The organism is Erwinia sp. V71 (genome assembly GCF_965644245.1).
GTDB lineage: Bacteria > Pseudomonadota > Gammaproteobacteria > Enterobacterales > Enterobacteriaceae > Erwinia.
The window spans coordinates 1-11,889 of record NZ_CBFFRK010000144.1; the positions used below are offsets into that span (position 1 = coordinate 1).

8 protein-coding genes and 4 pseudogenes are annotated in these 11,889 nt (G+C 54.8%); 2 read left to right on the plus strand and 10 right to left on the minus strand.

The annotated features are described in order from the left end of the window. The first annotated feature begins 62 nt into the window (after positions 1 to 62). Positions 63 to 773: an excinuclease Cho gene (cho, locus tag ACSZO1_RS19875; RefSeq protein WP_437615738.1), complete on the plus strand. Its 711-nt coding sequence runs from the start codon at positions 63 to 65 to the stop codon at positions 771 to 773. Between the two features lie 87 nt (positions 774 to 860). Here cho and spy read toward each other — a convergent pair whose 3' ends face one another. From spy to ACSZO1_RS19910, 7 genes are all read right to left on the minus strand, one after another. Next, positions 861 to 1,388, minus strand: a complete 528-nt coding sequence (gene spy / locus ACSZO1_RS19880; RefSeq protein WP_437615740.1) for an ATP-independent periplasmic protein-refolding chaperone Spy — start codon at positions 1,386 to 1,388, stop codon at positions 861 to 863. Between the two features lie 307 nt (positions 1,389 to 1,695). Then, on the minus strand, positions 1,696 to 2,703 hold the full coding sequence (gene astE / locus ACSZO1_RS19885) for a succinylglutamate desuccinylase (RefSeq protein ID WP_437615752.1): 1,008 nt from the start codon (positions 2,701 to 2,703) through the stop codon (positions 1,696 to 1,698). A 75-nt stretch (positions 2,704 to 2,778) separates the two neighbouring features. Further along, positions 2,779 to 4,107 (minus strand): N-succinylarginine dihydrolase, encoded by a 1,329-nt coding sequence (gene astB / locus ACSZO1_RS19890; protein WP_437615742.1) that lies wholly within the window; start codon positions 4,105 to 4,107, stop codon positions 2,779 to 2,781. Further along, entirely contained in the window at positions 4,107 to 5,573 is a 1,467-nt protein-coding gene (gene astD, locus ACSZO1_RS19895; protein ID WP_437615744.1) for a succinylglutamate-semialdehyde dehydrogenase, read from the minus strand. The genes astB and astD overlap by 1 nt, the downstream gene beginning before the upstream one ends. Next, positions 5,570 to 6,607, minus strand: coding sequence for an arginine N-succinyltransferase (gene astA / locus ACSZO1_RS19900; RefSeq protein WP_437615746.1), 1,038 nt, complete (start codon positions 6,605 to 6,607; stop codon positions 5,570 to 5,572). Before astA ends, astD begins: the two co-directional genes overlap by 4 nt. Then, entirely contained in the window at positions 6,604 to 7,824 is a 1,221-nt protein-coding gene (locus tag ACSZO1_RS19905; protein ID WP_437615748.1) for an aspartate aminotransferase family protein, read from the minus strand. Before ACSZO1_RS19905 ends, astA begins: the two co-directional genes overlap by 4 nt. Before the next feature lie 485 nt (positions 7,825 to 8,309). Then, positions 8,310 to 8,507 (minus strand): hypothetical protein, encoded by a 198-nt coding sequence (locus tag ACSZO1_RS19910; protein WP_437615750.1) that lies wholly within the window; start codon positions 8,505 to 8,507, stop codon positions 8,310 to 8,312. Positions 8,508 to 9,388: 881 nt separating this feature from the next. Between ACSZO1_RS19910 and ACSZO1_RS19915 the strand changes: the two are divergent. Continuing rightward, a pseudogene (locus ACSZO1_RS19915) lies at positions 9,389 to 9,538 on the plus strand (porin OmpC); the annotation flags it as partial. Between the two features lie 207 nt (positions 9,539 to 9,745). Here the strand turns inward: ACSZO1_RS19915 and ACSZO1_RS19920 are convergent. The 3 pseudogenes from ACSZO1_RS19920 to ACSZO1_RS19930 all read right to left on the minus strand — a co-directional run. Continuing rightward, positions 9,746 to 9,931: pseudogene (locus tag ACSZO1_RS19920) on the minus strand (ABC transporter permease); the annotation flags it as partial. Between the two features lie 20 nt (positions 9,932 to 9,951). After that, a pseudogene (locus ACSZO1_RS19925) lies at positions 9,952 to 11,487 on the minus strand (sugar ABC transporter ATP-binding protein). Positions 11,488 to 11,497: 10 nt separating this feature from the next. Next, positions 11,498 to 11,815 (minus strand): annotated as a pseudogene (locus ACSZO1_RS19930) (DUF2291 family protein); the annotation flags it as partial. Positions 11,816 to 11,889 lie beyond the last annotated feature (74 nt).

An 11,889-nucleotide genomic window follows, 5' to 3' on the forward strand; every position in this document is an offset into this window, starting at 1 on the left:
GAGTCCATGTTCGCGAAAGTGTCCATGGTAGAAAACACGGGCAAAAATAAAAGACGGTCTGGATGAGACGCTTACGCATCCGCAGCCGGGTCATGGCACATTTCCGCAATGCCGATGCGGCGAAAATGCTGCATCAGGCGCGGCATATCAGCTGGATCACCACCGCGGGTGAACTGGGTGCGTTGCTGCTGGAAGCTCAGCTAATCAAAACGCAGCAGCCGCTGTTTAATAAACGTCTGCGTAAAAATCGTCAGCTCTGCTCGCTGCAACTCAGCGGTGATAAACCCCAGGTGGTGTATGCCAGAGAACTGGATTTTTCCCGTTCGCCCAATCTGTTTGGTCTGTATGCCAACCGCCGCACCGCACAGGAGACACTGAAAAGCATCGCGGATGAGCAGCAGCTCTGTTATGGCTTACTGGGGCTGGAGAGTGTCAGCAAAGGGCGCGGCTGTTTTCGCAGCAGCCTGAAACGCTGTGCAGGCGCCTGCTGTGGGCGGGAAAGCAGAGAAGCGCATCAGCAGCGACTGCTGATGGCGCTGGAGCAGGTACGCATCCAGTGCTGGCCGTATCACGGCGCGGTGGGTCTGGTGGAACAGGGGCAGGTACAGACGCAGATCCATGTTATCGACCACTGGTTTTATCTCGGCAGCGTCAGTGATATCGCTGATGCTGCGACGCTGAAACGCGCACCTGAAGGCTTTGACAGCGACGGTTATAAAATCCTGTGCCGGCCGCTGCTCAGCGGCGATTATCCGCTCATTCCGTTGTCATAACGCAAAACCGCCGGTGCTGACCACCGCCTGTACAGGCGGGGTGGGCAACACCGGCGGTCTCAAATTTTACCAACGCTGACAGCAGTTTTATTCTGCTGGTGCACCTTCTGGTGGTGGAACATCACCCTGCGGTGCATCAGGCGGTGGTAACATCTTACCTTTATGCTGTGGCTTTTCAGTCAGACGTTTCTCAAAGTTGGCGTTGTACTGCTTTTTCTGCTCAGGCGTCAGTACGTTATACAGTTTGTTCTGGGTTTCCAGCATCGCCAGCGCACGTTCTTTACCGTGAGCACTCATCGCTTCAGCCTGGGCTTCCGCTTTGCTCTTATCGAACTGGTCAGCCGCAATAATCGCGTGCAGGGCACGGCGCTCTTCCAGCGACGGACGTTTCATCTCTTTGCGTGACTCATCCATGATGGCGCGCACTTTCTCTTTCTGCGCGTCAGTCAGGTTCAGGCCTTTAAACATATGCATGCCGGGATGCATCGGGGGTTTGTGCATCGGCTTTTCTGCACCTGCTGGCGGTGGCGTCAGGTTGTCAGCGGCAGCATGAACGATATTAGCTGCACCCAAAGCCAGTGTGGTTGCGATGAAGAGGGAAGTTAATTTACGCATAATATTGTCCTTACTTATCAGTTTCATGACGACAGCCGTGTTGCGACTTCGGAATCCAGTGTAGGGCGCTAATCGTCAAGTACTCAGAGCGTTGGTAAAGCCCTGAAAGCATAAAAGACAAGATAAGAACAATCATGAAGGGAATAAGAAGAATATGGTGAAGAATTGCTAAAAAGTATGATCCGCTGGCGGAATAATGCAGGGAATATGGAGGAGTGTAATGCCAGAGGCAGCTTTTGGGAAAGAAAAAAACGTTGTCTTTACACTTTAAGCGCGGCGTGTACGCCGCACATGTTTTCCCGCTGTTTCAGCTGACCGTTTCGGCGCTGAGCGCCACGTTGTACGCATTATCTTCCACCAGCATCAATCCGGCGCGCAGACCGGTCGCCACCGCAGGATTAGGGAACAGTACATACTCGCGCGCCTGCTGCACGTAGTAACGATCTTCACCATCTTCCGCCAGCAGCGTGCCCTGCGGAAAAGCGGTGAAATTAAGCGTTTCACCGCTCATATGCAGCTGAAACGCCGCCGTGTGACGGGTGATTTGCTGTGCCACACGGTAGCGGCGCGGTTCCTCAGCAACAGGCGGCAGCGCGTCGCCAAACAGCAGCGATGCCAGCGCCTGTTGTGCGGCGGCAAACTGTGTCAGGTCGTTTTGCCCGAACGGCTGGGCTTTCCCCAGCTCCAGCGTGCAACTGATGGCAGCGAAATGTTCACTGCTGTAGTGGCTGAAGGTGCCGCCAGGGGCACGATGAAACACCAGTGCTTCCAGACCCGCGGCGCTCAGCCAGTGCATAAAATCCTGCGGCCACGGACGCTGACAAAACGGCAGCACGCCGAAACGTGGATGATAAGAACCACGAATAGCGGTGTGCAAATCAAGATGCCAGCGTGGTGTCTGCGCCTCTGTCCCCTGCCAGAAACTTTCCAGCGCACGCTCCAGCTGCCACGCACGACGCGCTTCCGCGCAATCTTCATTGCGCTGCCAGCGACCGCCAAACAGACGGTTGATATCCACCCGCAGATAACGCTGGTTAGTACGCAGCGCAGCAGGATTGCCCAGAATCACCAGCAGCCGCGGCTGCAGCGGTTTTTCGCCCGACAGCAGCTGGCTGACCAGCTGATTGACAATCTCGACCGGCGCGGTCTCATTGCCGTGCAGCCCCGCCGACACTACCACCGCCTGATGCGTTTCGTGACGCGGAATAAATTCAATGATCCCCTCATCACGCCAGTACCAGCGCAGCCAGGGGGTCTCACCGTTCAGGACATCAGGGGCACTGCCGGCGAGCGTTTGTTGTAATAAATCCATCAGTGATACTCCATCGGACACAGACGGGGCTAACCCCGTCCAGGCTGGCAATTAGCGCCGCCTTACTGTTGAAACCACTTACTGCTGAAATGCATAGACACTTCCTAAGTCTAGCAACTGCGTCAGTTCGTCAAGTGCTTCACGTCCTTCTCTCAGTAATTGCGGGTCAGCGAGATCCGCCTGCGACAGCCGGTCACGATAGTGGCGGTCGACCCAGCGATTCAGCGTGGCGAACAACTGATCGTTCATCATTACCCGCGGATTGACCGCCGCCAGCTCTTCGCTGCTCAGCACCACACGCAGCCGCAGACAGGCCGGGCCGCCGCCGTTACACATGCTTTCCCGCAGGTCGAAGACCTTCAGTTCGCCAATCGGCCCGTCGCCTGCCACCAGTTCATTGACATAGCGCCAGACACCCGCATGCTGACGCGCCTCCTCCGGCAACACCAGCAGCATGTCGCCCTGCTCGCGACTTAACAGCTGGCTGTTAAACAGGTAGGTACTGACCGCATCCTGCACTGAAACACGATCATCCGGCACCTCAATCACGCTGAAGCCCCTCACCTGTTGCTGCAACTGCGCCAGCAATGCTGGCTGATTAAGAAAGGCATGCTGGTGGCAGAACAGCAATTGCTGGTTACTGACCGCAATCACATCGTTATGGAATACGCCCTGATCGATCACCGCCGGGTTCTGTTGCGCGAAAATCGTTCTTGCCGGAGCAAGCTGGTGCAGCCGGGCGACCGCTTCGCTGGCTTCACGCGTCTGACGCGCCGGATAACGCTGCGGGGCAATGCTGCCAGCGGCTTCCGCACGGCCGTAGACAAACAGCTGCACGCCGGGTTCACCGTAATCTGCGCCAAAACGGTTATGATTTGCCGCCCCTTCATCGCCAAACAACGCCACCTGCGGCAGCGCCGGATGCACAGTAAAATAGTCAGGATGACGGAATATTGCCCGCAGCAGCGCTTCGGTAGTGGGCGCTTCAATGGCACGATGGAATTTGTTGTTAAGATTCGCCACCGTCAGATGTACACGCCGGTCTGCACTGTCTGCCGAGGGGGATACCGTCGCGGCATTGGCGACCCACATTGCCGAGGCCGAACTGGCAGCAGACAGCAGCTGTGGCGCCTGGCTGGCCGCTTTCGCCAGTACCTGTTCATCGTTACCGCTAAAACCCAGCTGGCGCAGCGCGCCAATATGCGGCCGCTCATGAGGTGGGATAACGCCCTGAGCAAAGCCGAGGTCGGCCAGCGCCTTCATTTTCAGCAAGCCCTGCTTTGCCGCCAGCTGTGGATTCGACAGCTGGTGCTGGTTACGTGTCGACGCTTCATTGCCAAATGACAAACCGGCATAGTGGTGCGTCAACCCCGGCAGACCATCAAAATTCACTTCACGAGCCGTCATCAGGCCTCTCCCGTCGCGCTAAAATCCAGTCCGGGTGACAGTGTCACGGGAAGTGTCAGTTGTGCACTCTCCAGCGACGCCATCGGCCAGGCGCAATAGTCCGCGGCGTACCAGGCGCTGGCGCGGTGGTTACCCGATGCGCCGATGCCACCAAAGGGTGCCGTGCTGGCCGCGCCGGTCAGCGGTTTATTCCAGTTCACAATACCCGCCCGCGCTTCCAGCAGCAGACGGTCAAATTTCTCGCGCTGTGGTGAAATCAGTCCGCAGGAAAGACCGTAACGGGTCTGATTCGCCAGCCGGATAGCATGCTCATAATCGTCATAACGCACCACTGCCAGCAGCGGACCAAACACCTCTTCATCGGGCAGATGGCGCAGGTTGCTGACGTCAATAATGCCCGGCGTCAGCAACGCGCTATCGCGCGATGGCCACTGCATCGGCAGCAACACTTTACCGCCCGCCGCCACCCGCGCCTGCCACTCACGCCAGATATGCTCTGCCGCTGCCAGCGACACCACGCTGCCCATAAACGGCTGCGGTTCATCGTTCCAGCGCCCGACGCGCAGACGCGCCGTCACTTCCACCAGCCGCTGAAGAAAAGCCTCTCCCGCCGCCCCGCGCTTCACCAGCAGACGACGCGCACAGGTGCAGCGCTGTCCGGCGGTAATAAAGGCTGACTGAATCGCGATATGCACCGCAGCATCAATATCCGTAGGATCTTCAACAATCAGCGCATTGTTACCGCCCATTTCCAGCGCAAGGATCTTTTCCGGCTGCCCGGCAAACTGCTGATGCAGCTGATAGCCCGTGCTGGCGCTGCCGGTAAACAGCAGACCATCGATTTGCTTATCCTGCGCCAGCGCCTGGCCGGTCGTGCGTCCGCCCTGCAGCAGATTCAGCACACCGCCTGGCAGCCCGGCCTGCAGCCACAGATGCACGGTTTTTTCCGCCGTCAGCGGCGTCAGTTCGCTGGGCTTAAACACTACCGTATTGCCCGCCAGCAGTGCCGGCACGATATGTCCGTTCGGCAGATGCCCCGGGAAATTGTAAGGGCCAAACACTGCCAGTACGCCGTGCGGACGGTGGCGCAGTGAACTTTCGCCTTCCTGACTGTAGCCGGTACGGGCATGCAAAGCTTTAACAGAAATCGCCACCTTATTGATCATCGCCTGCACTTCGGTCAGGGCTTCCCAGCGTGGCTTACCGGTTTCGCGCGCAATGGTCGTGCTGAGATCCGCTTTATTCTGTTCCAGCAATGCGGCAAATTTTTCCGCAATCTCCTGCCGTTCGCTTAGCGGGCGACGCGCCCAGCCGGGAAATGCCGCACGCGCGGCTTCGCAGGCGCTGACCACCTGTGATGCACTGGCGCTTTTGCCCTGCCACAGCAGCTGGCCGTCCACCGGATCGGCTTTCGCCATGCTGTCGCCGCCGCCCGTGATCCATTGTCCGTTAATACAGTGCGTCATGCGCTTACCTCCCCGGGACAGAGCTTTACCACGCGCAGGCGGGCGCCTGGCAGGCAGTTCATCAGCTCCGCCACCTGTTGATTAATCGTAATAGTTGCCGCTTTCGGGTCCGCATGCAGTAACACCACACGGAAATGCTGATAATCGCTGTTCGCTACCAGACACAGCGGCAAACGGGTATCTGCGGGCGTCTCGCTGAATTCAACCGGCAGCAGACGACTTTTGCGTACCGCGCGGATATGGTCGATATCGCATTCCAGTGTCGGACCACCATCAAAGATGTCGACGTAGTTCAGATAGCGAAAACCTTCCGCCTCAAGTACTGCGCGCGCAGGCGCAGTCTGCGGATGCACCTGGCCAATCACGGCCTGCGCGTCAGCTGACAGATAATCGATATACAACGGGTGTTTCGGCATCAGTTCGGCGATAAACGCCTTCTGCCCGGTGCCGCTAAGGAAATCCGCATCCGCAAAGGCCATCGAAAAGAAACGACTGCCCACGCTGTCCCAGAATGGTGATCGTCCCTGCTCATCGCTGACGCCGCGCATTTCCGCCACCACCTTTTGCATAAAACGCTGGCGAAATTCGGCCATAAACAGAAAGCGCGATTTCGATAACAGATAACCGTTTTTACCATCGCGGTAGTCGGGGTCGAGAAACAGCGTGCACAGCTCACTGCTGCCGGTATGGTCATTACTCAGCGATAGCGTCGCCAGATTGTTATAGACATTCAGCTCTTTCGACGCATGCACCTGCGTGCCCACACGAAAGTTATACCAGGGGTCCTGCAGCCCGACAGCCACTTCAATGGCGCAAATGCCCACTGCCTGCTGCGTCGTGCTGTCCGCCAGCACAAACACGTATCCCTGTTCCGCACGCGGCAGTGTATCCTGCCAGGTCTGCAGCGAACGCTCGATGCGTGCCGCCAGGGTCGCCTCGTCAGCAGGGAGCGACGTCAGGCCACCGCCTGTTTTTCCCGCCAGCGCCAGCAGTTGCGGCAAATCGTCACGCGCGACGGGACGGATAAACATCATAGCGACTCTCCTGCCACGATTCGTTCGCAGGCACGGGCAAAGCGTTGCAGCCCGAGCGCCACTTCCTGCTCGCTGATCACCAGCGCCGGCGCAAAGCGCACCACATTTGGCCCGGCGATCAGTACCATCACGCCCTCTTCTGCTGCCGCCAGGTTGAACTGCTTCGCCTTGCCACGAAAATCGTCCGTCAGTACGCAGCCGATCAGCAGCCCCATGCCACGGATTTCACTGAACAGATGCAGACGCTGATTAATGGCGTTGAGACCGTCAATAAACCAGCGGTGACGCAGCCCCACGCCATCCATCACTTCAGGGCGGTTGATCAGCTCCACCACTTTGCCAGCTACCGCGCCTGCCAGCGGATTACCGCCGTAGGTGGTACCATGACTGCCGACGCCCATCGCTGCCGCCAGTTTTTCCGTGGTCAGCATCGCGCCAATCGGGAAGCCACCGCCCAGCGCCTTGGCGGTGGAGAGCACATCCGGTATCACCCCGTAATGCATATAGGCGTACAGCGAACCGGTACGACCGACACCGGTCTGTACCTCATCAAAAATCAGCAATGCCTGATGTTTATCACACAGCTCGCGCAAACCCCGCAGAAACGCCGGTTCGGCAGGTACGACACCACCTTCCCCCTGAATCGGTTCGACGATCACCGCACAGGTCTCGTCATTAATCAGCGCGGCAGCAGAGGCCAGATCGTTAAACACTGCATGGCTGATCCCCTGCGGCAGCGGCGCGAAATCCTGCGAATAAGCGGGCTGACCACCGGCTGAAACCGTAAACAGCGTGCGACCGTGGAAGGCATTATTAAAAGCAACAATACCGCTCTTCTGCGCACCAAAACGATCGTGAGCATATTTACGCGCCAGTTTCAGCGCCGCTTCGTTGGCTTCAGCGCCGGAATTACAAAAGAACACGCGGTCGGCAAACGTGGCGTCAATCAGCTGTTTCGCCAGTCGCAGAATCGGCTCGTTGGTGTAGCCGTTGCCGGTATGCCACAGCCGCGCCGCCTGCTGTTGCAGCGCTAACTGCAACTCAGGATGTGCATGACCCAGCGCATTCACCGCTATCCCGCCCGCAAAGTCGATATAGTCTTTATTATTTTGATCCCACAGTGTTGAACCTTCCGCCCGCACCGGCACAAAGCTGGCGGGCGCGTAAGTCGGCACCATCCACTGATCAAAGTTTTCGCGTGATACTGACTGTTGCATAGCGGCCTCGCTGCCCACTGATAAGTGAACGAAAAGTTGAAACAATGTTAATAAAATAAATCACCACAGCTTTAATGTAATTTGCACAGGGCGTGCCAGCCAGCGCTAAAAATGCATAAAACGATCACACCAACAGAATATCAATAACTTACGAAAGACATTAATGCATAAATGATGCATAAAAAGTGAATAACAATCTGAATACGGGTCAGAAACGGCACAGAAAAAAGCGGAATTATGCAACGGTGAAATAAAATATGGCTTTTGTGATCAACGATGGGATTTGGTTTTATTAAGAGGCAATTAGCGCACTATTACGATGCAGTCTGCGCCTGAACGGTGCATGGCGTGACAGATCTGATCTATATCATTTTCAATCTTTCCGGGCTGTTATACTCACAGGCCGCAGGGTTAACAGACATTTTATTAGCTGAAAGTATGACCACCCGGTTCTGCTGATAGCGTAACGGCAGCAGGTTACTTCCTCAACTGATGCCCGGCATGGCGACTGTGTCGCTGAGCATTGGTGTCAGTTGCTTCAGTTTACCTGAACTGTTTTTCGTCCTGATACGCCTTTGGTGATGCTGCTGACAGCCCGACAGCGCGGGTGTAGCAGCCGTCATCACCGCATCATTTATCCTGATGCAGGTATTGCTGATTGCCGCTGCCAGCGGCTCCGGCATCAACATTTCCCTGCCGATTGCCCCGTCAGCACCATTCCCCATACCGTATCTGTGCTGACGCAAGGCCAGCGATTTATGCTGGCTGATGCAATCTTTATCACTGCATTCATTCTGCGTTAACGCGGGTGGAGCGACGATGTGTCGTGCAGCGGAATGATTTCTCAACATCGCGGCGACGGATCAGAGGCAGAAAAAAGGATGCAACTGATGGCATTCTGACCTTCGCCAAAGGCCTGACCGTCCTCTTATGTATCAGCCGCAGCAGCAGTGTGAATGCGCTGTTAAGGCCATCGGCCTGTTTTATCGCGTAATCACGTTGACGCGACTCAATCTTTACAAATGCTAATCATTATTTCCCTGCAGAGGATGTGTTATTCGCCTCGTTATTACTTCTACCGGAATATGATAATTAGCATGCTATTTAACACTTACTAAATCATTTTTAATATCGTCAATGCGTTTTATTATCTCACCATCACAAAAAGTTATTTCAGGCAAGAAAGATATGTAACTTTAAAAAGAACAAAATAATAAATAACCAACATGGTTAATTTAATTTATGAGATTTGATTGTTAAAAAAATGAAAAGGAACAAATTTTAAACAATTAGCAAACAAAAACCCACCCCGTGGAATGATGATCATACAGACATAGTACAAACAGCAAGTTATGACGTTACACAATCCAGTAAATCAATGCAGTAAAAATAAGAAAAAGTGATATGGATAGTTAAAATTGACCTTTACCCTCTTCAGATTTTGATATTCAACTGAATTTTATATTTTGTAACACTTATGTTCTTATTGTAAATTTATCATTTATGACATTTTGATGTCGTCGCCACGAGCGCGTCTTAATAAAAATAACTTACAGGAAATAGAATGATGAAGCAGAAAGTCTTGGCAGTTGTGGTACCTGTTTTACTGGGGCTTAGCAGTGCACAGGCCGCAGAGATCTATAATAAAGATGGCAACAAACTGGATTTTTCTGGCCGTGTTAACGCCAGCCACTCGTTTTCCAAAGATGATAGCCGCGAATTCAGATAATAAGTGCAACGCTTGGTCATGTGGATGGAGGGACGGTTAGGGAAGGTGCGATTAATTCGATGGGAACCATTTTTTCGTCCTGTCATCGTATGGTAAATGAACAAAGAACCGCCCAAAACACTGAAAACGATAGATGAACGGCAATCATTGTAGTCATGAACAGAACTTTGAATGATTAAATCGCACCTTCCTCAGGATCACCAGCGTCATGCCAATTGCCAGCAAACCGGTGATAGCCACATGCTGGGTCATAATCAGCAGGTTTGACGTGGTCAGGAAATTCGGCACCATCACGCTAAAAAAGCCAATGACAATTAACAGGGCAATAAAGGTGCGCGCTTTCAGTAAGTACATGTAGAGCAAATATTTCTGATTCATCAGGTTATCCTCAGGCCCTGTCAGTCATGCGGTGTGGACGCCGCAATCAACATTTCACGCGTGGCGTCAGCGCGGGGTAAATCGGCGGCGATACGCCCATCGGCCATCACCAGAATACGATCCGCCAGCGCCATCACTTCATCCAGCTCGGACGATGAGAACATCACCGCCAGCCCCTGGTGCGCCATCGAACCAATCAGGTGATAAACATCGGTTTTCGCGCCGACATCAATGCCGCGCGTCGGCTCATCCAGCAGTACCACCTGCGGCGCGGTCATCAGTGCTTTGCCCAGCACTACCTTCTGCTGGTTGCCGCCGCTCAGCGAGGTGATCGGCAGCTCCATATCACTGACTTTGATCGCCAGCCGCGCAATCATGTCATTAACCCGCGCGTCCTCTTTATTCGGCCGCAGCAATGCCATCGCGCGGTGAAACGCGCGCAGGCTGAGATCCGACAGCGTCATGTTGGTTTTAATCGACATCAGCTGCACCACGCCTTCGCCCTGGCGATCTTCCGGCACCAGCGCAATCCCGCGCTTCAGCCGCTGCTGGAAGTTGCATTTGTCCAGTGATGCGCCATGCAGGCGAATGCTGCCATGCTGATAACTCATCAGGCCAATCAGCCCTTTGAACAGCTCAGTGCGCCCCGCGCCCAGCAGGCCGTAAATCCCCACCACTTCCCCTTTACGCAGGGAAAAGGAGACATCATTCAGCTTGTAACCGCCGTTCTGATGCAGCGCCGTCAGGCCATCGACCTCCAGCACGGTTTCCCCCTGGGTCGCCGGGCTATAGTCGAAGTGTTTTTTCTTGTCGCCGACCATCTGTTCGATAATCCACGGAATACTGGCATCACGTACTTCACGTTCACTGATAAAGCGGCCGTCGCGGAAAATAGTGATGTGATCACCGATTTCCATCAGCTCTTCCAGCCGGTGGGAGATGTAGATAATGGTGACGCCACGCCGTTTCAGCTGCTCAATCACGTTAAACAGCACTTTGACTTCCGACTGACTGAGCGCCGAGGTGGGTTCATCCATAATCAGCACGCGCGTGTCCTTCGACAGCGCACGGGCAATTTCCACCAGTTGCTGGTGACCAATGCCCAGCTCACCCTGCGCAGCATAAGGATCGACATCCAGTTCCAGTCGCTCCAGCAGCGCCTTCGCCAGCTGATACTGGTATTTCTCATTGATACGTCCGCGCTGGAAAAACTCGTTACCGATAAAAATGTTGTCCATCACATTCATATTGGGAAACAGGTTCAGCTCCTGGAAAATAATGCTGATACCGTGTTTTTCCGCCTGCTGAGTGGAACTGAGTGTGACCGGCTCGCCATCAAGCAGGATCTGGCCGGAAGATGGCGTTTCCACGCCGGCCAGCATTTTCATCATGGTGGATTTACCCGCGCCGTTTTCACCGATCAGCACATTGACCCTGTTGCGGTATACGCGATAATTCACCTAGTCAAGCGCCACCACGCCGGGGTAGATGCGCGACACCTCGCGGGTTTCAATAATCACTTCAGGCAGCTGCGCCGCATTCGCTTCACTCTGCATCGCCGTCCCCTTACTGTCGCGTGATGCGCGCCGGGGTGATATCCGGCACGCTCTGCGGAATATCCCAGCTGCTGAAGACACCAATCACATCCAGTTGATCACCCACCTTCGGCTGCAGTGTTTTCAGATGTTCCACCGCCTGGTTATTGATTGCCCGGCCATAGTCGCCAAACAGCACCTGGTCATTAAAGTCCTGATAGCTGGTGCCTTTATAAGCATCACGCAGCGCAGTGCCACGAATAATCGGGCCAGTCTGCACCACTGCGCTGACGCCGGTTGGCTCTTTCAGCGTCATCTTCCCGCTGCGCGACGTGGTATTAACGTCAGTCGCGAATTCAGATAATAAGTGCAACGCTTGGTCATGTGGATGGAGGGACGGTTAGCTACCGATAAGCTATCCTG

Coding starts and splice junctions, on each gene's coding strand:
- cho (WP_437615738.1), top strand. CDS start 63: ATGAGACGCTTACGCATCCGCAGCCGGGTCATGGCACATTTCCGCAAT.
- spy (WP_437615740.1), bottom strand. CDS start 1,388: ATGCGTAAATTAACTTCCCTCTTCATCGCAACCACACTGGCTTTGGGT.
- astB (WP_437615742.1), bottom strand. CDS start 4,107: ATGACGGCTCGTGAAGTGAATTTTGATGGTCTGCCGGGGTTGACGCAC.
- astD (WP_437615744.1), bottom strand. CDS start 5,573: ATGACGCACTGTATTAACGGACAATGGATCACGGGCGGCGGCGACAGC.
- astA (WP_437615746.1), bottom strand. CDS start 6,607: ATGATGTTTATCCGTCCCGTCGCGCGTGACGATTTGCCGCAACTGCTG.
- ACSZO1_RS19905 (WP_437615748.1), bottom strand. CDS start 7,824: ATGCAACAGTCAGTATCACGCGAAAACTTTGATCAGTGGATGGTGCCG.
- ACSZO1_RS19910 (WP_437615750.1), bottom strand. CDS start 8,507: ATGCCGGAGCCGCTGGCAGCGGCAATCAGCAATACCTGCATCAGGATA.